The organism is Colwellia sp. MB02u-6 (assembly GCF_014077095.1).
Classification (GTDB): Bacteria; Pseudomonadota; Gammaproteobacteria; order Enterobacterales; family Alteromonadaceae; genus Cognaticolwellia.
This window is the reverse complement of the sequence record NZ_JACGVG010000027.1, coordinates 603334-624899: the sequence shown is the minus strand read 5'-3', so window position 1 is coordinate 624899 and position 21566 is coordinate 603334. Positions and strand designations below refer to the sequence as shown.

Here is a 21566-nt window from a genome sequence, read left to right as displayed (position 1 = left end):
TGAGTTATTTAAAAAGCTATTTTTTTACTGCTTAAGCAGTTTTACCTTCATAAAGTTAGTTTGAAATGAGACAAATCATTTCTCTAATCGCCCTGTTTCATCTATAATACGCGCGTTTTTTATGCTTAATTTCCTTAATTAATATAACCCGGTGAAATAGTCTATGTCGATGTTGATGAAAACCTTTCGCGGTGCGCCAGCACTTTCTGATTTTAGAGTAAACAAGCTATTAAATCAGTGTGCTGAGCTGAAACTGCCCGTCACGGATATCTATGCTGAATTTAGCCACTTTGCTCATATTTCAGCAGCACTAAACGTTGAAGAGTCTCAGGTTTTACAGCAACTGCTTAAGTATGGCCCGACAATAGAAGAACATGAGCCTGTCGGGCAATTTATCTTAGTAACCCCACGACCTGGCACTATTTCTCCTTGGTCATCAAAATCTACCGACATTGCCAACAACTGTGGTTTATCTAAGGTTATTCGCCTTGAACGTGGTTTAGCTTATTATGTCAGTACAGAAAAAGCAGCGCCATTGACGGCAGTGCAACAATCGACATTAAATAATTTAATTCATGATCGCATGATGGAAGCTATTTTCACTGATCTCAATGATGCTAGCGCACTTTTTGCTAGTGCAGAGCCTGGTGAACTTACCAGTATTGATATTGAACACGGCGGTAAAAACGCTTTAGTTCGAGCCAATAGTGAACTCGGCCTTGCCTTAGCCGATGACGAAGTTAATTATTTATTTGAAAACTTTACTAAACTTGGCCGTAATCCGCACGATATAGAACTGTATATGTTTGCCCAAGCGAATTCAGAACATTGTCGTCATAAAATATTTAACGCCGATTGGACTATTGACGGTGTAAAACAGCCTAAATCATTATTTAAGATGATCCGCAACACCCATGAACTCAATCCTGATTTTGTCTTAAGTGCCTACAAAGATAACGCCGCGGTTATGGTGGGCAATAAAGGCGGCCGTTTCTTTCCACATCCAGAAACTAATATTTATGGTTATCACCATGAAGACATTCAAATATTAATGAAGGTTGAGACGCATAACCACCCTACCGCTATTTCTCCTTATCCAGGTGCAGCCACTGGCTCAGGGGGTGAAATTCGAGACGAAGGCGCAACCGGTATTGGCTCAAAACCCAAAGCGGGTTTAGTGGGCTTTTCAGTGTCAAACTTACGTATACCTGGTTTTGAACAACCTTGGGAAACCGACTTTGGCAAGCCAAATCGTATCGTTTCAGCCTTAGATATAATGACTGAAGGCCCCTTAGGTGGCGCGGCATTTAACAACGAATTTGGTCGCCCAGCTATTTTAGGCTACTTTCGTACCTATGAAGAACAAGTTAATTCATTCAATGGCAGTGAAGTGCGTGGTTACCACAAACCTATCATGCTGGCCGGTGGCTTAGGCAATATTCGTGATGAACACGTACAAAAACGTGAAATTGTTGTCGGTGCTAACTTAATTGCCCTTGGCGGCCCTGCAATGAACATTGGTTTAGGTGGCGGTGCCGCTTCTTCAATGGCATCAGGCCAATCAGCTGAAAGTTTAGATTTTGCTTCTGTACAACGTGAGAATCCTGAAATGGAACGTCGTTGCCAAGAAGTTATTGATAAGTGTTGGCAGCTAGGAGAGGAAAACCCTATTGCTTTTATTCATGATGTGGGTGCGGGTGGTTTATCTAATGCTTTCCCTGAGTTAGTCGCTGATGGCGGTCGTGGTGGTGTTTTTGAACTGCGTAACGTCCCTAATGATGAACGCAGCATGGCGCCACATGAAATCTGGTGTAACGAGTCTCAAGAACGTTATGTTATTGCCGTATCAGACAAAAATTTAGCGACTTTTGAACAAATATGCCATCGTGAACGTGCACCGTTTTCTGTGGTTGGTCGTGCGACCGAAGAGCTACATTTAACCGTGACTGATGCCCACTTTGCCGGTAATGATAAACTCGATACACCGATTGATTTACCGCTTGAAGTGTTATTAGGAAAAACCCCTAAAATATTCAAGGACGTGGAAACAGCAAAGGCCGCTGGCGATAATTTCTCTGTTGCTGACATCACTTTAGTTGATGCGGCAGAACGTATTTTATCACTCCCCACGGTTGCGGAAAAAACTTTCCTCATTACCATCGGCGATCGCTCAGTAACTGGCATGGTTAATCGCGACCAAATGGTTGGCCCATGGCAAGTACCTGTGGCTGATTGTGGCGTTACCGCTTCTGCACTTGACTCTTACCACGGTGAAGCTATGTCATTAGGTGAGCGAACCCCAGTGGCGTTATTAAACTTTGGCGCTTCAGCGCGCTTAGCGGTTGCTGAGTCGTTAACTAATATTGCCGGTACTGATATCGGCGATTTAAATCGTATTAAGCTTTCAGCTAACTGGATGTCGCCAGCAGGCCATCCGGGTGAAGATGCTGGTTTATATGAAGCGGTTAAAGCCATTGGTGAAGAGCTTTGTCCTGCGCTTGGCTTAACTATACCCGTGGGTAAAGACTCGATGTCGATGAAAACCCAATGGGATGAAAATGGTGAGAAAAAATCTGTTACCTCGCCAATGTCATTAATTATCACCGCTTTTGGTGTTGTTGAAGATATTCGTAAAACGGTAACACCGCAGTTACGTATAGATTTAGGCGAGACGCAACTTATTGCCATTGATTTATCAAAAGGTAAACAGCGCTTAGGGGGCTCATGTTTGGCTCAGGTTTATAAACACTTAGGCAATGAAACGCCTGATGTTGATAGCCCTGAAACCTTAAAAGCTTTCTTCAATGCCATGCAAACCCTAGTACGTGATGAGAAACTGATCGCTTACCATGATATTTCTGATGGCGGCTTGTTCACCACCGTGGTTGAAATGGCTTTTGCTGGCCATACCGGTGTTGATATCGACTTATCGCAGTTAGCATCGATATCAGGCAACGATGTTGATGTATTATTTAATGAAGAGCTTGGCGCAGTAATTCAAATTCTCGCCAGTGATGCTGATGCTATTCAGGCTGTTTTTGCTGAGTACGGTATTGCCGATTGTTGTACTGATATTGGTCGTATCAATAACGAAGATACACTCCGCTTTAGCCGTGATGGCGAAGTGGTGTTAGAAAACTCTCGTACTTATTACCGTACTACATGGGCACAAACCACCTATAAAATGCAGTCACTACGTGATAACCCAGAATGTGCACAGCAAGAACACTTTGTTAAATTTGATACCGAAGACCCAGGCCTAAGCGCTGACTTAAGCTTTGATATCAATGAAGATATTGTTGCACATTTAATTGCAAAAGATGCACAACAGGGGACCAATCCACGTATTGCTATTTTACGTGAACAAGGCGTTAACTCTCATGTAGAAATGGCAGCGGCCTTTGATCGTGCAGGCTTTATTGCTATTGATGTGCATATGTCAGACATTTTATCTGGCCGGACTGATTTAGCTGACTTTAATGGTTTAGTGGCTTGTGGTGGTTTCTCTTACGGTGATGTATTAGGCGCTGGTGAAGGTTGGGCAAAATCAATATTGTTCAACAAAGATGCCAAAGCCATGTTCAAAACATTCTTTGAACGTGAAAATACTTTCTCATTAGGTGTGTGTAACGGCTGTCAAATGTTGTCAAACCTGAAAGAAATCATTCCAGGTGCAGCCGCATGGCCTCGCTTTGTACAAAACCAATCAGAGCGTTTTGAAGCGCGCTTTAGTTTAGTTGAAATACAACCAACGCCATCTATCTTCTTTGATGGTATGGCTGGCTCTCGTATGCCTATCGCCGTATCACACGGTGAAGGTCGAGCAGAGTTTAGTTCTGATGACGCGATTGATAACGCAAACGAATCTGGCACAGTTGCTATGCGTTATGTCGATAACTATGGTCAGATCACTGAAACTTATCCGGCAAACCCTAACGGTTCGCCAGACGGTATTACGGCACTAACCACCACTGATGGTCGCGTAACGATTATGATGCCGCACCCTGAACGCGTTTTTCGCACTGTAGCTAATTCATGGCACCCAGATGAATGGCAAGAAGATTCGCCTTGGGTACGTATGTTCCGCAACGCGCGTAGGTTTATTGCTTAAGTCGCCAATATCAGCATAAAAAAAGCGCCTTAATGGCGCTTTTTTTTTATGCCTCCTAACTTTTTTATGTCTCCTAATAGGTACTATTGTGCATTAGACCTATTAGCTTTTAAAATCAGGGCATCACAAGCTAAGCCATCAACAACATACTCGCAAGAGTGACCTTTAAGTAAATCGATTAAACCATGATGCTCACCAGCCCCAAGGGTAACAATATTGGCATGATGTTTTTTAGCTTCATGTGGAATAACGTACTCGGGTAATCCCGGTTCAACGTGTATATGCTCAGGCTTTAAACTATAGCGCAATGCTGAGTCTTGTAAGTGACGCCAATGCTGTTGAAATGGCTCTTCAAACCCTCCGGCAAATAGTGGGTCAGCTAATGAAATGCTTGGCTGTTCTTGATAACAGTTGAGCAAATGCACTTCACTATTTAATAATGTAGCCAAGTACTGACTTTCATCTATCATAAAATGGTTTAGTTGTTGGTGTTTTTCAGTTAACTCTTCTGTTTCTAGCGCCGCTAGAATCTTGCCTCTGTCTGGCCAATGTGTTTCACCAACGAGCAAGAGATTTGTCTCACCTTCGCGCAATAAATAATAATTATCAGACCAAGATAAACCCCACTGAAAATGTGCTGAATGAATATCTTTAATCAGTAAATCATAAGCATGTTCAGTAATTTCAGCGAGTATATCTTGGTGAGAAAACGGAGCTGCACAATATTTTATATTGATATCAATGTTAAGCCTTGATGCTTGATATCCATTTAGCATGGCTAAGTGTACTATTTTTTGTTGGTAAATCAGCTCAAGATGCTGTTCTATTTCCTTATCTTGATTATTGGCAATAATAGTTAAACTTGCCTTGGCACGTTGCGCAAGCGTCAGCGCTTTGTACAGTAGTGTTTGATTTAGACCAATATCTTCAGCAATTACTAAAATATTCTTAAAGTTTTTCATTTTAAAACCTTATTTATCCCTAAGGAGTTAATGAATGATTTTAGCCTATTTAAATCTCTGCGTTGATAATTATGCTGTCTAATACAAGTGGCTTTTTATTGATTTCACAACGCTTGCGAACATTAAAAAATAAAACCTCATAAACTATTGAAATAAAGTATTTAAACCTCGCACTGAAAAAACGCTATGAGTTTATAAACTTCACTTCTTTCATATATTATTTTTGAATATAAATTAACTTATATATTCCTATTTAGTTAATTATACTAATTGGTGAACAATTAACTTTGTATATAAGAAGATCAGCTATTGAAAAAAGTTACCTCTATAAAGCCGCTCTATCTAGAGAAAGCACTAATGGCAACATACATATGGTTGCGCATAACCTTAAGCTATTGCGTTGTGGGTGCTGTTATTACCACACTGCTGTCTGCCTATATTCAAACGGTGAGTTTACCCACCATCAGCTTAATTATGACCCTATTCCTTTGCATTGGCGTGTATAACGCTGAAATTACGCGTCGCTATACTGGGCTCGATAGCTATTTGATTAAGTTATCTCATCAAAAACACAACGATTTTTAAATCACTCTCCCCCCTCATATATCCAGCGACTCATCGCTCATTTAAAATAGATTATGCTGACATAAGCTTGCCTTTTAATGAGTTTTATCGATAAGCTATAAAAAATATTGATAAAAGCAGTTAGTTTATGAAGGCCCATAACTCATCGCCTTTAAGCGATTATATCGAATACACCTCTGACGAAATGTTACAGCGCTCGACTGAGTTTTATGAAAATATTAAACGCCGCCACAGTGTTCGCAGTTTTAGTGATCGCTTGGTGGCAAGAAAGATTATTGAAAACTGTATAAAAGCAGCCGGGACAGCACCAAGTGGTGCTAATCATCAGCCATGGCATTTTGTTGCAATCAACAATATTGACGTTAAAAAACAAATACGCCAGCAAGCTGAGATTCATGAAAGTAACTTCTATCAGGGCAGAGCAAGTGGAGAGTGGTTAGAGGCGTTAAAGCCTTTAGGCACAGATGCTAAAAAGCCTTACCTAGAACATGCGCCTTGGTTGATTGCGGTTTTCAGTGAGAAGAAAGGTGGTGTTGCTACAGAAGATAAAAACACCAACTATTATGTGCACGAATCGGTCGGTATCGCCACCGGTTTTTTAATACATGCTTTACACTCAAGCGGCCTAGTAACCTTAACCCATACCCCAAAACCCATGTCATTTTTAAGTAAGATTTGTGGTCGTGATGATAATAGCCGGCCTTATATGCTGCTTATTGTTGGTTATCCAAGTGAGGACGCGACCATTCCAGATCACGCAACAAGAAAAAAATCGCTTGAAGATATCGCAACATTTTTATAGCAAATAAAATATAACGAGCTAGGTCAGGTCAAACGTTCGAGCTAATAAAAATCACTTAACTCGTTATATGACAAAATCTAAAGCGATATTCGTGCAACCTTTAGCACAAAATAAACCTGTATTTTTTTTGTCTTCAGGCAAAGTAACTCTGATAAATGTTCCGCATTGCTTACATGCTATATCTCGTCCCGCTAGCACTTTTTTTATCAAGGCTTTTTGATCATTAAATGATTTAGCGCTGACACTTTTTAGACGATCAAACTGTTGTTCATCCATAAAAAATTCTCAACCTTTAGGTTTTGCTAGCATCAACACAATACCAGCCGTCATACTGGCCAGAAAAGGGTGTCGCGCTGGTCATTAGTAGCTCTTGATAAGCCGCTATGTTTTCATAACTCGCTGACATAAAAGGATAAGCAGTAATTTCCCAAGGAAGTTTGTCATCACCTTCATAAGGACAAAAAGATAATTTCTGATTGTTTTCTAACAGTAACTGACCAAATTTTAAGGCTTGGTCTTGGCTTGAAAAAATGGTGGAAAATTCAAACTCGCGTTCAATAGTTAAATCATCACCGCTATTTAACATCTCCCATAGTGCATTACCGACATTATCAAGTGGAAATAATTTTTCGTTACGTTGCATAGCTTGTGCTCATATTAGTTTTACTGTTGCGGGTATTTTATCTTTCTCTGAAGTTAAAAACCAAGGGCAATTACACTTAATTCAACATATTTATAGTCAATATCACCCTGCAGCAATAATAAGTTGCTTTTAGCCATGCCAATTATTGGAAAAAATTTGTTAAACTAAGCATTAATTATTAATTGAGTAGATTTATTGTGAAAAAATTTGAATGCCATATCAATATTGATCGTGCGATAAATATCGTTGAAGCGCTGCAAATTCAATGTGACTTAAGCGTCGGTGAAATAAAAAAAGCGATTGATAAAGGCGCATTATGGCATAGCCGCGGTAAAACGACACAACGCTGTCGTCGCCTGAAAAAAAAATTACATCTTGACGATAAACTGCATTTTTATTATGACGTAAATGTTTTATCTCAAACACCAACACCGGCAATATTAATCGCCGACTTAAGTGATTACAGTGTTTGGTATAAACCTTACGGCATGTTGTCTCAAGGCTCGAAGTGGAGTGACCATTGCACCGTAATGCGCTGGGCACAAAAAAACTTGCTTCCTGAACGGCCAGTTTTCCCCGTACATCGTCTTGACCGTGCCGCCACTGGCTTAATTTTAATTGCTCACAGTAAAAGTGCCGCACAGGCATTAAGCATGATGTTTGAGCAAAACCAAGTAGAAAAAACCTATCATATTATTGTTCATGGCGATCACCAGCAGCGTCCGCAACCTGACACTATTGACTTGGCTATTGATGATAAAAGCGCCCGCAGTCATTTTCTTTGCCTTGAACATTACCAAGCAAGTAATTTATCTTTACTGCAAGTTAATATTGAGTCTGGCCGCAAGCATCAAATACGCATTCACGCCGCTAGTATAGGCTTGCCGGTTGTTGGCGACCGACTGCATGGTAAAGCAGCAGAGCTAAATCAACTCAAGGACGCTGATGACCCAGTAGATTTACAACTTTGCGCCGTACAGCTCAAATTTTCCTGTCCAATAAACCATACTGAACAGTACTTTTCTCTGCCGATAGCACTTCACCCACAATTAGCAAAATTGATCGATTAGCAGCGAGTTCAAGTAAATCTAGCTTACTGTTAATTTACTTTTAAATTAGTTATAGCCTTAGAAACAGAAACAGCGAGCATAAGCTCACTGTTTTTTTCATTTTAAAGACCTTGTTAGGTTAAAAAATTAACGCTTTAGGTGTTAGATTTTTTAACAGCAATATTGAAAGTCATCATCTGCCATTAACATCAGTTTATCGCCAACAAGTTCATCCTTAGCAATCTTGGTAAGTAGGGCTAGACCTTGTTCACGCTGAACTTTAGTTAATGCTTTATAAGGCATTCTGAAAATAGGCGCTACAGCACCTGTCATCATGAGTGCGGTATTAATAGCAATGGGGTTCGGTTCACAAAAAAGCCATTGCATTAACGGTTGCATACTTTGCTGTAAACTGTCGTTTGGCGCATCGATTAATTGTCTCATTAAGTTAGGAACAATATTGGAAGTTACCGAAATAACACCATGAGAGCCATACTGATGGCGCCCAGCGGCACTTTCATCATCATTACCTGACCAGCACGCAATGCCTCGCTCTTCGTAATAGGCAATGCGCTCATTACCGGTACATTCTTTAACACCGATAAAGTTTTTATGTTTTGATAATGGCTCAATTAACGCGGGCGTTAAATCCTGACCCGTGCGGCTCGGCACGTTGTAAATAAAAGCAGGGCCAATATTAAGCAATTTTTCAAAATGAGCTATGACACCTTCAGATGAGCTGCGCCCATAATAGGGATTAATTTGCAGTGTTGCATCCATACCAGCAGCAAAACCATATTGTGTCGCTTTAATAGCTTCTCGAGTGTTGTTACTACCGGTATTACCGATAATAAGTAAATCTTTACCATGTTTGTGAACACTATGAGCAATAAGGATTAGATGTTCTTCCCAAGTAAGCAAGTGTCCTTCACCCGTAGTACCGCCAACAACAATGCCATCAACACCAGCTTTAATTTGTTTAGCGACCAATTGATCATAAATATTAAAATCTATTTCGCCTTTGACATTAAATGGTGTTTTGATTGCCGTCATTAAACTGGCTGCTTTAAATTGCTTCATCCGAACTCTCAAAAAAATGATAAATGGAAACTGATAACAAGAAGACGATACTTTTGCCCTTGTATTAGTTTAACTTAAGGCAATATTATCAATAACTCGGCGTAGGATAAACACTTCATTACTTAAGATGTGTTGATATTCAAAAATTTGGCTATTTAAGGTCAGTACGCGATAGGCATGATAATTATCATCATGCTCTAAGTCCGCCGCGTAATGTTCATCATTGACGAATTCACTCTTACTAATGGTAAAGTGAATATCGCCTACTAAGCCCCAATCACCTGATTCTACCGATTGTTCTGAGACCGTGCCATGGTCGTCATGCTGCATAAAAGTAAATTCATAGTGACCATCAGCTGAAATTTCTGCAAATTCGGTAAACATGTAGCCTTCGTCATCTCGTTCGCTGCGATACCATTTACCAAACAAAAGGGTGCGATGGTACGACTGTATTTTCTTAGTCATGTTATTAAAATTCTTATTAATTTATGGCGATATAGCCAAACCACTTAAAATGGCAGGCTTAGGTATTGGACTAAAAGTTTGCTCGTGTTTCAACAATTCCGCCAGTATTTCAACACTAGTGTATGTCTGCTTTATTTTAGTGCGGCTTAACTACTTTCACTTAAGCATTACTCTCGTCAAGATTACCATAGAATAGATGCTTTAGCCTCTATGTTAGCCAGCGTGATAGTGACAGAGAAATAACAACAAGGTAAAAAAGCACACTTAATAACCCCTGTACTTTTGTTTTTCGTTATTAATAGCTCATTTTGCATTATATTTATTATATATAATGCCAATACAGTAATCTGGTGAAAAAAATCAGCTAAATTTACAGCGCAATCAAGTCACTTTTTCGCTAACATGAAACCCATATTACAATTGAATTTTGGCGCTATATGACTACTCAGGTAAATATACTTTTAACCGGTAACGAATTGATGAATGGCGATGTTATTGATACAAACTCAGTGATGTTGGCACAACAGCTCAATGACATTGGCTTAACTATCAATAAAAAAGTAACCATTGCTGATGAGCTAGCACTTTTATCTGCAGAAATAATTCAACTTAGTCAAACAGCAGATGTATTGCTCATTAATGGTGGCCTTGGTCCAACGATTGATGATCTTACATCACAAGCACTAGCACAAGCTTGCTGTGTTGACTTACACCTTAATCTACAGGCACATTCACACTTAAAAACATGGGCCAAGCGCAGAAACACTCAACTCAATCAACCTAATTTAAAACAAGCCTACTTACCCTTGGGCAGTGAAATTGTTAATAATGCAACTGGCAGCGCTGTCGGTATTCGTATTCAATTAGGCCAGTGTCTGATTATTTGTACCCCTGGGGTGCCAAGTGAATTAAGCCACATGCTAAAAGATGAAATTATTCCTAGCTTGCAGCAATTATTTCCAATAACAAACAAAAAAAATCTCATCCGTTTACAAACTTTTGGTATGGGTGAGTCAACATTACAGGCGCTGATTAATGACAAGTTCCCCGACTGGCCTAATGAGATAGCGATTGGTTTTCGCGCAGCGATGCCATTGCTGGAAGTGAAATTAAGTGTTCAATGCCCAAAAGGTAAAGAATTATTAGCGCAATGGCAGCATAAGCTGAGTAACTTGTTAGGTAGTCATATACTCACAATAGGTAAAAGTAACCATGTAACAATCGCTGATTACCTTGTCCCCTTACTCATTAAGTCACAGCAAAAAATTACCCTTGCAGAATCTTGTACTGGTGGTCTAATTGCCAGTCAAATAACGGCTATAGCTGGTGCTTCAGCAGTTTTTGAAGCCGGCTTTGTTACCTACTCCAATAAGATGAAAAGTAAAATGCTTGATGTGCCGGCGGCAACTTTAGTTAGCCACGGCGCGGTTAGTAAGGCAACAGTGTTAGCCATGGCCAAAGGGGCTTTAGCTAAGTCGAATGCTGATTATGTCATCGCTGTGTCTGGTATAGCAGGGCCAGATGGCGCTACAGAAGACAAACCTGTCGGCTCGGTCTGGATAGCTTGGGGTAACAAACAAACGTTACAGGCGAAGTACTATTGTATCCCCGTCGCTAGACAACATTTTCAGCAGGTGGTTGCTGCTCGCAGTTTAGACTTAATTCGAAGGATGTTAATAAGTAGTTAACATAAACTATACTACGACAGTATAAGTTAATCATAAGTCAAATTGAGGTATAAGCGAGCGGTTTTATATTGCTTAGTGATTCAAATCTTTATATATTTAGAGCCATTAAATTTTAATCTTATTAAAAGCTGATATTAATATAAAAATAATAAATTTCAACATTAGCTGAAAAATTTGCTTTGACAACAAGTTAAAGTACCAAGTCACTCATTATCATAGGGGAGTACTTTGAACGATAAAAACTTTAGAGTCAGTGGCCGTAACACTATTATTCATAAAAACAAAAAAATTGATCTACTTTTGGTTAACGGTGATCATCCAGTGATAATAATAAGCCATACAGGTATTGGTTTATATAAAGGTGTTATACCAGAAAAACGCATTGATGCAAAAAGAGCACATCAAGAACTTATTGATGTGAGTAAACCTGAGGTGTTTGGCCAAGTAAAAACTTTAGTGTTTATCGAGGCATTAGACAATAAAGAATATAAATTAGATTATTCAAAAATAAACACCGAAAATTTTATTAAAGTTCATCAAGAGAATTATATTTAGGGAATAATGAATTTTATTAAATAATGGAGTTATAAGCTTGTGAGTAAGGTAAGTTTAGTAAGTAACGATATCAATCACATCAGCTTAGTGTTGTCTCCTATAAAAACGAAGACACCTCTAACTGTAGCTGATATACATGAGCTAATTGATAACTCTCAATACAGTCAGTTATACGTTATTGAGGGTAATATTAAAAATGCCATCGCTGAACTAGAAAGTGTTTTAAAACCTTTACAAGAAAATCATACTGGCCGTGAAATACAATACCAAATACTTGAGCGACGCGATGCTACGTTTTTAATAGAAGTTGCCGACGACAAGATGTCAGCTTCAGCAGAAATTACAACCGCGCTTGGTGGCAAACACATGAGCGCAAAAGCAATACTTGATGCAGCTCAAGCAGCTAAGGTTTATAAAGGTTTTAGTAAAGAACAATTAATAAAACTTGCCAAACAGGCAGCAGAAGCGCCAGCCGGTTCGATGGTAAAATGTGAAATAGCGCACGGAAAATTACCAACAGAGGGTAAAAATTCCTATATAAAATTTTTAGTAGAGAGCGCACAAGATAGAATATTAAAACCAAGAGAACGTGATGATGGTAGTGTAGACATGCGCGATCTAGGCGATATTATCTGTGTCAAAATAGGTGATCCTCTCGCTAAAAAAATCCCACTGACTAATGGTATTCCAGGCTATACCGTCACCGGCGATATATTAGACTCTAAACCTGGTACAGATATTGAAATGGTGGTTGGAGAAGGAACCGCTTTAAGCCCTAAAAACAGCAATCTTTTAGTTTCTACCTTGGTTGGCCTACCTCGTATTATTGAAAAAGGTATGGAGGTTGACGGTGTTTACCATCTTAAAAATGTTGATGTCGGTACTGGCCATGTTAAATTTACAGGTAGTGTCATTATAGATGGTGACATTGGTGAGGGTATGAAAGTGGTTGCTACAGGTGACATTTCAATTGGGGGGTTTGTTGAATCCGCTACGCTAGATGCTGGTGGTGATATAACTATTGGCAAAGGTATTATTGGTAAAAAACAAGAAGTTGAATCAGTCGATATTTCTAAAATCAACTTAAGTGCTCATATTAAAGCCCGTGGTAAGGTTTTTGCCAAATATTGCCAATACACAGATATCACCTGTGACTCATTACGAATTGAAAATCAAATAATTCATAGCATAGTAAAGGTCAATAAAACGGTCTGGGTTGGTCGCGAAGAAAAAGCCAACGGTAAACTTATTGCTGGCTATATTAGTGCCGGCGAGTCGGTACATGCAGGTACAATAGGTGCAACCTCCGGCAGTATGACCATTATAACTTTTGCCGATAAAATGCATGATTGCTTAGCTAAAATTTTAGAGGTTGATCAAGCTGTAAAAGCTGAGTCTGATACCCTTTTAGGGCTAAAAGATACAGTGATTCAACTAAAAAAACGTCCCAACAATAAAATAAAACCAGAAATAATTGCAAAAGTTATCTCCACTTACCACTATCATTCGAAAAAAATGGCTGAGTTTAGCGCTGAAAAAGAGTCCTATAAAGAGCAGCTGCAACAATATATGACCAGTGGCTCTGTTGAAGCAAGCCAAAAAGTGTATCATGGTGTTCAAGTCATCATTGGTGAATATCACGATAAAACTCGCCGTGAATATGGCCCCAGTCGTTTCATTTACAAAGACCAAAAAGTTCATATAGAACCACTTGTTTAAGTGTAATAATACCCGCTAAAAATCTGATCTAATATGGAGTTTTGCTATGGCACTTATAGCCCGCAGCTTACTAGTTACTTGTTTGTGTATAAGCACAGCGAACGCCCAACAATGTGATATTAATTTTAATTATGGTGTTATTATCGACCCTGCTCACCTGCGTATTGTCGATCAGAGTCAAACTTATGTACAAATAAATGACCAACATCAGCTTTTTGTCTATGGCCGTGAAATTGCGCTTAACAAGACACAAAAAAGTCAATTGAGCGAGTATACCAAGGGTGTTAGAACACAAGTGCCTGCGATAGTTTCAATCGCCATAGAAGGTGTTGAGCTCGGACTAAAAGCGGTCAATAAAGTGATCAGCAGCTTAACTGGTGAAAACAGTGCGACACATCAACAGTTCCAAGAAAAGTTTGATGAGATGAAATCGCGATTACGCACTCGCTTTAACCATAGTGATGAAAGCTACTATATTGCGCCACAAGATTTTGATGATTTTGATGATATTTTTGCTGGTGAATTTAAAAAAGAAATCGAAACTATTGTAACCAACTCTGTTGGTCACATTTTAGTCGCTGTAGGTGAAGCCATAACTCATAAAGAAAAACAAAGTACCGAACAACGTATTGAAACTTTTGACCAACGTATTGAATCAATGGGTAATGATATAAAAATCGATATAAGTAACCAAGCCAATACCTTAGAAAATAAAGCGGCAATTATTTGTGCAAGCTTACTAAAACTTGATCAGATAGAAAACAAGCTGCAATTAGAGATACCTGCCTTAGCAGAATTCAACTTGATAGTAACTCGTTAAGCAACAGCACTCACAGCCGCTCCTCGCTACGCCATTAAAAAAAGCGCTAAAATAAGCTTCATAATTGTAAAAACCCATTCTCCAAACATAAAAAAACCTGCAATTGCAGGTTTTTTTGTTCAAAAATAGCGATATGTGCGATCACCTCAATCTGAACGAGTGGCTAATAAGCCTTTTTTTATTACTACATATTAGGATAATTAGGGCCGCCTGTGCCTTCTGGTGTTACCCAAGTAATATTTTGGCTCGGATCTTTGATATCACAAGTTTTACAGTGCACACAGTTTTGCGAGTTAATCACAAATTTGTCGCCGTCTGTGGTACTTTCAACTTCATATACCCCTGCAGGACAATAAAGTCTCGCTGGCTCACCATACTTGACTAAGTTAACACCGATAGGGATGCTGCTATCCGCTAACTTTAAGTGGCATGGCTGCTCTTCTGCATGATTAGTGTTTGATAAGAATACTGATGACAGTTTATCAAAACTTAATTTATTATCAGGTTTGGGATAATGAATCACTGGCACATCTGCGGCTAGTTTTAGTTGCTCATGATCCAAGCTGTCATCTTTAAAGTTAAACGGTAACTTACCACCAAAAAAGTTTTGGTCGACTGTATTATAAGCACCACCTAAAAATGTACCAAACTTGTGCATAGCAGGGCCAAAATTACGTGTCTTATATAGTTCGTCATATAACCAAGAATTTTGATATTTCTCTGTAAAACTGGTGAGGTCTTTGCCACCTTCATCGCCGGTTAATAAGGCATCAAAAATGGACTCAGCCGCCAACATGCCAGATTTCATCGCGGTATGGTTACCTTTAATTTTAGCAAAGTTAATGGTACCCGCGTCACAACCTACTAATACAGCACCTGGCATGGTCATTTTAGGTAGTGAATTAAAGCCACCTTTAGCCATTGCTCTTGCGCCATATGATACACGCTTGCCACCTTCGAGATATTGGGCAATTTTAGGATGATGCTTGTAACGTTGAAACTCATCGAAAGGGCTTAAATGCGGATTGCTATAACTTAAATCAACAATTAAGCCAACAAAGACTTGGTTGTTTTCCGCATGATATAAATAACCACCACCGGTCGTGTCTTTCTCAAGCGGCCAACCAGCAGAATGCACTACTAAACCTTCTTGGTGCTTTTCAGGGGCAATATCCCAAATTTCTTTAAAACCTAAACCGTAATGTTGTGGCGATTTATCAGCATCTAAGCCAAATTTAGCGATAAGTTCTTTGCCTAAATGGCCACGACAGCCTTCTGCAAAAACCGTGTATTTTGCTTTTAGCTCCATACCCGGCATAAACGAATCTTTAGGCTTACCTTCTGCATCTAATCCCATATCACCGGTAGTAACACCACCAACACTGCCATCATCATTGTAAATAATGCTATGAGCGGGGAAGCCTGGGAAAATTTCCACACCCAACTCTTCAGCCTGTTCAGCTAACCAACGACAAACATTGCCCATACTAACAATGTAGTTACCATCATTATGCATAGTTTTAGGGACACTAAAGCTAGGTAATTTTATCGCGCTGTTTTCACCATTAAATAAATAAATATCATCGCCAGTCACCGCGGTATTTACAGGTGCACCCTTTTCTTTCCAATCAGGAAATAATTCATTCAACGCTCGTGGTTCAAAAACAGCACCGGAAAGAATATGAGCGCCCACTTCAGAGCCCTTTTCAACCACGCAGACCATAAGTTCTTGTTCTTTTTCTTGTGCCAGTTTCATTAGTTGACAAGCAGTCGACAGGCCTGCAGGACCCGCTCCAACAATTACAACATCAAACTCCATTGATTCGCGTTCCATAACATCTCCCATCACTTAATTATTACATGAAATATTCAAACACTCGTTTGATTTTCAAACACCTGTTTGATAACATCAAACATTATAGATATATTCGTGTTAAATACTATCTTGTATTGCATTAATTAACGATAATATTTATTTAAGCACGATTTGACTGACCATATCGACAGAAGACGTTGACGTAAACGTCATCTACAAGTAGTCTTTCAATCCATAATTATAGCGTTAAGTTGAATTGATTTTAGTTTAACCAAGATTACCCACAACCAACATAATCAGAGGCAACGATGAAAGTATTAGTACCCATCAAACGCGTTATTGACTATAACGTAAAAGTACGTGTTAAAGCAGACAATTCAAATGTCGATCTTGCTAATGTAAAAATGGCAATTAACCCTTTTTGTGAAATTGCTGTTGAAGAAGCCGTTCGTTTAAAAGAAGCGGGCATAGCGACTGAAGTTATCGCTGTATCTATTGGTAATAAATCTTGCCAAGAACAGTTACGTACAGCCCTAGCGTTAGGTGCTGACCGTGCTATTCAAATTGAGACAGATGAAAGCTTAGATTCAATCAACATTGCTAAACTATTACAAAAAATAGTGGAAGAGGAGCAACCACAACTGGTTATTCTTGGTAAGCAGTCAATTGACAGCGACAACAACCAAACAGGCCAAATGTTAGCGGCACTTACCGGCATGGCACAAGGTACATTCGCCTCAGCTGTAAGCATTGATGGCGATAAAGTTAATGTTACTCGTGAAGTTGATAGCGGTTTACAAACTCTAGCCTTAACTCTCCCTGCTATTGTCACCACTGATTTACGCTTAAATGAACCTCGTTATGCCTCATTACCAAATATAATGAAGGCCAAACGCAAGCCACTAGTTGTAAAAGCGGCCGCTGATTTTGGTATTGATTTAACCCCACGTACTAATTTAATTAAAGTGACACCGCCAGCTGAACGCAAAGCCGGTATTATTGTTGAAAGCATTGATGAATTAGTAGAAAAATTAAAAAATGAAGCGAAGGTGATCTCATGAGCATTTTAGTATTTGCCGAGCACGATAATAGCGAATTAAAAGCCGACACACTAAAAACTGTTGCTGCAGCGCAAGCTATTGGTGGAGATATTCATCTTTTAGTTGCCGGTCACAACTGTCAAGCTGTTGCTGAAGCAGCGAGCAAAGTTAATGGTGTTTCAAAAGTGTTAGTAGCTGATAACGCTGCTTATGAACACCAACTGGCTGAGAATGTTTCGTTATTGGTGACTGAACTTGCCGCAGATTATAACCACATCATGGCGACAGCACTGACAACCGGCAAAAACTTTATGCCACGTGTTGCTGCGTTATTAGATGTTACGCAAATTTCAGATATTATTGCTGTAGAAAGTAGTGACACCTTTGTCCGTCCTATATATGCCGGTAATGCTATTGCCACAGTGCAAAGTTTAGATAGCAAAAAAGTAATTACTGTTCGCTCTACCGGTTTTGACGCCGTTGCAACCGATGGTAATGCTGAAATTATTGCTGTGGACAAGGTCACTGATGCCGGAATTTCTAGCTACGTAAGTGAACAACTTTCGGTTTCAGAAAGACCTGAACTCGGTGCAGCAAGTGTGATCATCTCTGGTGGTCGTGGTATGCAAAACGGTGAAAACTTCAAATTACTTGATGGTATAGCAGATAAGTTAGGCGCAGCCATTGGCGCCTCTCGTGCCGCGGTTGATGCAGGCTTTGTACCAAACGATATGCAAGTGGGTCAAACAGGTAAGATTGTTGCCCCTGACTTATATATCGCGGTAGGTATTTCAGGTGCTATTCAACATTTAGCCGGTATGAAAGACTCTAAAGTCATTGTGGCGATTAATAAAGATGCCGAAGCGCCAATATTTCAAGTGGCTGATTACGGTTTAGTGGCTGATTTATTTAACGCTTTACCTGAATTAGAAAGTAAGCTTTAAGCTCACTTTTTTCTCTGTATAATAAAACCACTCGAGCAGTGGTTTTATTTTATCCAAATTTTAGCAGTAGGACCCGTTTCATTCATTATCTGGTTTACTTTGTATGCAGGTAACACCGCAAAATACAAAGTATTTATTTAAAAGTAAGTGGCTTAGGACAATATGCTACTGCATTATCTAATAAGCGGTATTCATGAAGCGAGAATGATTAAATAAACAAGGTAGTAGTGGCTTGTTTTAACCAGTAGAAATGATCAAAAATTAATGAGATTGGTACAACTATGACAAAAAAATTTTCTAGCCTAAGTGACTTAGCTAGTGCCTTTGGTAAAAGTATCGACGATACACCACCTAAGCAAAATAGCCACCATCAAACCTTGGTTTATTCAACAACTGAGGGAAGAATATCACCAACTAAAAGTACGACAGTTACACCGTCAGACGGTTTTGCAAAAGTACGTCGAGAAACTAAAGGCAGAAAGGGAAAAGGTGTTATCACCATTACCGGCTTAGGCATAGATGATAAAGCCTTAAAAGAACTTGCCAAAAAACTCAAGAAAATCTGTGGCACTGGTGGGAGCGTCGTGGGTGAAGTGATAGAAATTCAAGGTGATAAGCGCGAAGAGATAAAATTAGTGCTGGAAAAAAGTGGCTTTAAGGTGAAATTTATTGGTGGCTAAATAATCAATTAAACATTATCGAGTAATATTATGAATCCAAATGAATTATCTTTACTGGTTGTTGAGCCTTCTGATTTACAAAGAAAAATTATAATTAAAGAGTTAAAACAGCTGGGTATTACCCAAGTATCAGAAGCTAAAAACATTACTGAAGCTTATGCCAGTGCCGAAAAACACCCACGTGATTTAATTACTAGCGCGATGTATTTTGATGACGGTAATGCAATAGAATTGCTGCATAAAATAAGAAAGAACCCTGCTATTGCTGACACACCTTTTATGCTAGTTACCAGTGAGAATCGCCTTAAAAAATTAGAAGAGTTTAAGCAGTCGGGTGTTATTGCTTTACTACCAAAGCCTTTTACTTCTGATCACTTAGCGACAGCAATAAACACGACCATTGATTTATTATCTACCGATGAGCTAGAACTTGACTACTTTGATGTTCATCAAGTTCGCGTTTTGCTTGTTGATGATAGTCGCTTGGCCAGAAATCATATTAAACGCGTATTAAACAACTTGGGTTTACTGAAAATAACCGAAGCAGTTGATGGCAATGAAGCTATTGCCTTGTTAAAAGAAAATATGTTTGACCTCGTCGTTACTGACTACAATATGCCAGAGGTCAATGGTCAAGAGCTAACCCGATATATTCGCAGTGAGAGCCAGCAATCACATATCCCCATACTCATGGTAACGAGTGAAAGTAGTCAAACCCAGTTAGCGAATATACTCACTGAAGGCGTTACAGCAATGTGTGACAAACCCTTTGAGCCTGAAAACATTAAAAAAATTCTCTATAAAATACTAGAAGATTAGATCACCTTCACAACGGTCACCCATAGGTATTAGTGATTCTGTATTTGGCATTATTTATTAGTAAGTTAGTTATTATTAATACCAAACTGCCTTAATTTCATGGCTATTTTGTTATGTGATACCTTTAATCGCTCTGCCAATTTACGCGTTGTCGGATAATAAGGATATAAAGCGCTAATAAGCTGCTGTTCAAATTTTGCTTGCGCACTGGCCCAATTCTCCAGCTCGTCTTCCACTTTAAATTCAACCACATCAGTGACTTCAGTTTGTTTAAATTGCGCTAACGCGACGCTGATATTTTGTGCTGTTATATCACCATATTCATTCAGTGCTACCGCCCTAAACAGCACATTTTGTAATTCTCGAATATTGCCGGGCCAGCGATAAGATGAGAGTAATAGTATGGCACTTTCATCAATTTTTGGTTGCTGCAAGTTCATTTGTGTTGCTGCTAGCACCACAAAATGGCGCGCTATTAAGGCAATATCTTCCACACGCTCACGTAATGGTGGCGAATTCAAATTCAGCACATTTAAGCGATAAAACAAATCCTCCCTAAACTTGTGCTGACTTATCATGGCTAATAAATCTTGATGAGTCGCACTCAGTACTCTAACATTAGCCTGTAGTTCTTTGGTACCACCGAGGCGACGAAATTTAAAATCTTGTAAAAACCTTAATAATTTAGCTTGTAAATAAGGTGACATTTCAGCAATTTCATCTAGGAATAAAGTTCCGCCTTCCGCCAACTCAAGCAAACCCGGTTTACCACCCTTTTGCGCGCCCGTAAAAGCACCGTTTGCGTAGCCAAACAGCTCACTTTCAAGTAAATGTTCAGGTAACGTAGCACAATTTACCGCTAAAAATGGCGCTTGTTGACGTTTGCTCGCATTATGTAAAGCTCTGGCAACAAGCTCTTTACCCGTGCCTGTTTCACCATTAATTAATACCGGCAATTCCAATTCAGCAAAGCGAGCTGTTTGTTCTTTAAGTAATTGGATGCTAGCAGATTGACCAATAATATTGTCAAGTCCCTGAGCATCTCTCGTTTGCAGTATCGAAATTTGTCGACCTAAACTGGTGATTGATTTTAAGGATATAACGGCACCAGAGCTGTTTTCTTGTTCACTGATCGGACTAATTTCTGCTAGGTAACTTTGTCCGGCAATATCAACATTTTGTGAGCTAATTTCATCTAATAAAGGCAAAATTATTTCTATATCAAGTAGGTGGTTAACTTGAGCTCCTTTGAGTTGCTCGCCGAGTAATGGCGAAACACCTTTGTGGCGTTGATGATTCACCAATAGCTTTTCACTCGCTTGATTTAACGCCATCACACAAGCGTTTTCATCAATATCGATAATAGCATCAGGTAAACGATTCACTAATGCCCTTAAATGCCGTTCTCGACTTTCTGAGGGTAATAAATCTACAGCCCGACAGTGATCAACACCGGCAACGCTCATTAATGCTTGTTTTACTTTATTAAAACTAATGGCGCTTTTGGCCAAATGCACAAATATAAATTGTGAGCTCACTTCCATTGCTTGAATGTCTAGCGCCAAACTAGTAAAAGTTGCCAATATTTCTTGGCTAATACCCATTCGGTCTTCAGATTTTATTTCTATTCGCACGCAAACTCCACATCAATATCTTACATTTTTAGTGTCGTAATAAATATATTACACTGTAATTATTTTATTACAAAAAAACAAACCTCAAGCAAAGCCATAGCTAACAAAGCTTTCTTCTATATTTTAACTCACTATCTTTATTAGCAACAAGTAA

Annotated in this window: 19 protein-coding genes; 12 read left to right on the top strand and 7 right to left on the bottom strand. The window is 39.2% G+C overall.

The window, feature by feature from the left end:
• The first annotated feature begins 175 nt into the window (after window positions 1-175).
• On the top strand, window positions 176-4111 hold the full coding sequence (purL, locus tag H4J46_RS05140) for a phosphoribosylformylglycinamidine synthase (protein WP_182232526.1): 3936 nt from the start codon (window positions 176-178) through the stop codon (window positions 4109-4111).
• 83 nt (window positions 4112-4194) lie between these two features.
• On the opposite strand, the gene H4J46_RS05135 is transcribed toward purL, so the two are convergent.
• The gene (locus H4J46_RS05135; RefSeq protein ID WP_182232431.1) at window positions 4195-5073 is read right to left on the bottom strand and encodes a universal stress protein; all 879 of its coding nucleotides are present in this window, start codon (window positions 5071-5073) and stop codon (window positions 4195-4197) included.
• Between the two features lie 357 nt (window positions 5074-5430).
• Here H4J46_RS05135 and H4J46_RS05130 point away from each other — a divergent pair, with 357 nt between their 5' ends.
• Both H4J46_RS05130 and H4J46_RS05125 read left to right on the top strand, forming a co-directional pair.
• Window positions 5431-5658 carry a hypothetical protein gene (locus tag H4J46_RS05130; RefSeq protein ID WP_182232430.1) on the top strand — a complete coding sequence of 76 codons (228 nt, stop codon included), beginning with the start codon at window positions 5431-5433 and terminating at the stop codon, window positions 5656-5658.
• Between the two features lie 127 nt (window positions 5659-5785).
• On the top strand, window positions 5786-6460 hold the full coding sequence (locus tag H4J46_RS05125) for a nitroreductase family protein (RefSeq protein ID WP_182232429.1): 675 nt from the start codon (window positions 5786-5788) through the stop codon (window positions 6458-6460).
• 63 nt (window positions 6461-6523) lie between these two features.
• Here H4J46_RS05125 and H4J46_RS05120 read toward each other — a convergent pair whose 3' ends face one another.
• Entirely contained in the window at window positions 6524-6736 is a 213-nt protein-coding gene (locus tag H4J46_RS05120) for a hypothetical protein (RefSeq protein WP_182232428.1), read from the bottom strand.
• 16 nt (window positions 6737-6752) lie between these two features.
• Window positions 6753-7103: a ribonuclease E inhibitor RraB gene (locus H4J46_RS05115; RefSeq protein ID WP_182232427.1), complete on the bottom strand. Its 351-nt coding sequence runs from the start codon at window positions 7101-7103 to the stop codon at window positions 6753-6755.
• Between the two features lie 197 nt (window positions 7104-7300).
• On the opposite strand from H4J46_RS05115, the gene H4J46_RS05110 reads away from it, so the two are divergent.
• Window positions 7301-8173 (top strand): RluA family pseudouridine synthase, encoded by an 873-nt coding sequence (locus H4J46_RS05110; RefSeq protein ID WP_182232426.1) that lies wholly within the window; start codon window positions 7301-7303, stop codon window positions 8171-8173.
• A 150-nt stretch (window positions 8174-8323) separates the two neighbouring features.
• On the opposite strand, the gene dapA is transcribed toward H4J46_RS05110, so the two are convergent.
• Both dapA and H4J46_RS05100 read right to left on the bottom strand, forming a co-directional pair.
• Window positions 8324-9232: a 4-hydroxy-tetrahydrodipicolinate synthase gene (gene dapA / locus H4J46_RS05105; RefSeq protein ID WP_404851674.1), complete on the bottom strand. Its 909-nt coding sequence runs from the start codon at window positions 9230-9232 to the stop codon at window positions 8324-8326.
• 69 nt (window positions 9233-9301) lie between these two features.
• Window positions 9302-9697 (bottom strand): hypothetical protein, encoded by a 396-nt coding sequence (locus tag H4J46_RS05100; RefSeq protein ID WP_182232424.1) that lies wholly within the window; start codon window positions 9695-9697, stop codon window positions 9302-9304.
• Between the two features lie 437 nt (window positions 9698-10134).
• Here H4J46_RS05100 and H4J46_RS05095 point away from each other — a divergent pair, with 437 nt between their 5' ends.
• The 4 genes from H4J46_RS05095 to H4J46_RS05080 all read left to right on the top strand — a co-directional run bounded on the left by H4J46_RS05095 (window position 10135) and on the right by H4J46_RS05080 (window position 14479).
• Window positions 10135-11385 (top strand): CinA family nicotinamide mononucleotide deamidase-related protein, encoded by a 1251-nt coding sequence (locus H4J46_RS05095; protein ID WP_182232423.1) that lies wholly within the window; start codon window positions 10135-10137, stop codon window positions 11383-11385.
• Window positions 11386-11613: 228 nt separating this feature from the next.
• Window positions 11614-11940 (top strand): hypothetical protein, encoded by a 327-nt coding sequence (locus tag H4J46_RS05090; RefSeq protein WP_182232422.1) that lies wholly within the window; start codon window positions 11614-11616, stop codon window positions 11938-11940.
• Between the two features lie 39 nt (window positions 11941-11979).
• The gene (locus H4J46_RS05085) at window positions 11980-13659 is read left to right on the top strand and encodes a DUF342 domain-containing protein (protein WP_182232421.1); all 1680 of its coding nucleotides are present in this window, start codon (window positions 11980-11982) and stop codon (window positions 13657-13659) included.
• A 46-nt stretch (window positions 13660-13705) separates the two neighbouring features.
• On the top strand, window positions 13706-14479 hold the full coding sequence (locus tag H4J46_RS05080; RefSeq protein ID WP_182232420.1) for a DUF2884 family protein: 774 nt from the start codon (window positions 13706-13708) through the stop codon (window positions 14477-14479).
• Between the two features lie 184 nt (window positions 14480-14663).
• Here H4J46_RS05080 and H4J46_RS05075 read toward each other — a convergent pair whose 3' ends face one another.
• Entirely contained in the window at window positions 14664-16313 is a 1650-nt protein-coding gene (locus H4J46_RS05075) for an electron transfer flavoprotein-ubiquinone oxidoreductase (RefSeq protein WP_182232419.1), read from the bottom strand.
• Between the two features lie 290 nt (window positions 16314-16603).
• On the opposite strand from H4J46_RS05075, the gene H4J46_RS05070 reads away from it, so the two are divergent.
• From H4J46_RS05070 to H4J46_RS05055, 4 genes are all read left to right on the top strand, one after another.
• Window positions 16604-17356: an electron transfer flavoprotein subunit beta/FixA family protein gene (locus H4J46_RS05070; protein ID WP_182232418.1), complete on the top strand. Its 753-nt coding sequence runs from the start codon at window positions 16604-16606 to the stop codon at window positions 17354-17356.
• Entirely contained in the window at window positions 17353-18279 is a 927-nt protein-coding gene (locus H4J46_RS05065) for an electron transfer flavoprotein subunit alpha/FixB family protein (RefSeq protein ID WP_182232417.1), read from the top strand. The genes H4J46_RS05070 and H4J46_RS05065 overlap by 4 nt, the downstream gene beginning before the upstream one ends.
• 281 nt (window positions 18280-18560) lie before the next feature.
• Window positions 18561-18959 carry a stress response translation initiation inhibitor YciH gene (locus H4J46_RS05060; RefSeq protein WP_182232416.1) on the top strand — a complete coding sequence of 133 codons (399 nt, stop codon included), beginning with the start codon at window positions 18561-18563 and terminating at the stop codon, window positions 18957-18959.
• A 30-nt stretch (window positions 18960-18989) separates the two neighbouring features.
• Window positions 18990-19778, top strand: coding sequence for a response regulator (locus H4J46_RS05055; RefSeq protein ID WP_182232415.1), 789 nt, complete (start codon window positions 18990-18992; stop codon window positions 19776-19778).
• Between the two features lie 65 nt (window positions 19779-19843).
• Here the strand turns inward: H4J46_RS05055 and H4J46_RS05050 are convergent, their stop codons facing one another.
• On the bottom strand, window positions 19844-21412 hold the full coding sequence (locus H4J46_RS05050) for a sigma 54-interacting transcriptional regulator (protein WP_182232414.1): 1569 nt from the start codon (window positions 21410-21412) through the stop codon (window positions 19844-19846).
• Window positions 21413-21566 lie beyond the last annotated feature (154 nt).

Excerpts from the sequence above, each read along its gene's own strand:
- H4J46_RS05120 (WP_182232428.1), bottom strand. The coding sequence starts at position 6,736 with ATGGATGAACAACAGTTTGATCGTCTAAAAAGTGTCAGCGCTAAATCA.
- H4J46_RS05075 (WP_182232419.1), bottom strand. The coding sequence starts at position 16,313 with ATGGAACGCGAATCAATGGAGTTTGATGTTGTAATTGTTGGAGCGGGT.
- H4J46_RS05055 (WP_182232415.1), top strand. The coding sequence starts at position 18,990 with ATGAATCCAAATGAATTATCTTTACTGGTTGTTGAGCCTTCTGATTTA.
- H4J46_RS05060 (WP_182232416.1), top strand. The coding sequence starts at position 18,561 with ATGACAAAAAAATTTTCTAGCCTAAGTGACTTAGCTAGTGCCTTTGGT.
- H4J46_RS05095 (WP_182232423.1), top strand. The coding sequence starts at position 10,135 with ATGACTACTCAGGTAAATATACTTTTAACCGGTAACGAATTGATGAAT.
- H4J46_RS05135 (WP_182232431.1), bottom strand. The coding sequence starts at position 5,073 with ATGAAAAACTTTAAGAATATTTTAGTAATTGCTGAAGATATTGGTCTA.
- H4J46_RS05100 (WP_182232424.1), bottom strand. The coding sequence starts at position 9,697 with ATGACTAAGAAAATACAGTCGTACCATCGCACCCTTTTGTTTGGTAAA.
- H4J46_RS05080 (WP_182232420.1), top strand. The coding sequence starts at position 13,706 with ATGGCACTTATAGCCCGCAGCTTACTAGTTACTTGTTTGTGTATAAGC.
- H4J46_RS05070 (WP_182232418.1), top strand. The coding sequence starts at position 16,604 with ATGAAAGTATTAGTACCCATCAAACGCGTTATTGACTATAACGTAAAA.
- H4J46_RS05065 (WP_182232417.1), top strand. The coding sequence starts at position 17,353 with ATGAGCATTTTAGTATTTGCCGAGCACGATAATAGCGAATTAAAAGCC.
- purL (WP_182232526.1), top strand. The coding sequence starts at position 176 with ATGAAAACCTTTCGCGGTGCGCCAGCACTTTCTGATTTTAGAGTAAAC.
- H4J46_RS05125 (WP_182232429.1), top strand. The coding sequence starts at position 5,786 with ATGAAGGCCCATAACTCATCGCCTTTAAGCGATTATATCGAATACACC.
- dapA (WP_404851674.1), bottom strand. The coding sequence starts at position 9,232 with ATGAAGCAATTTAAAGCAGCCAGTTTAATGACGGCAATCAAAACACCA.
- H4J46_RS05115 (WP_182232427.1), bottom strand. The coding sequence starts at position 7,103 with ATGCAACGTAACGAAAAATTATTTCCACTTGATAATGTCGGTAATGCA.
- H4J46_RS05130 (WP_182232430.1), top strand. The coding sequence starts at position 5,431 with ATGGCAACATACATATGGTTGCGCATAACCTTAAGCTATTGCGTTGTG.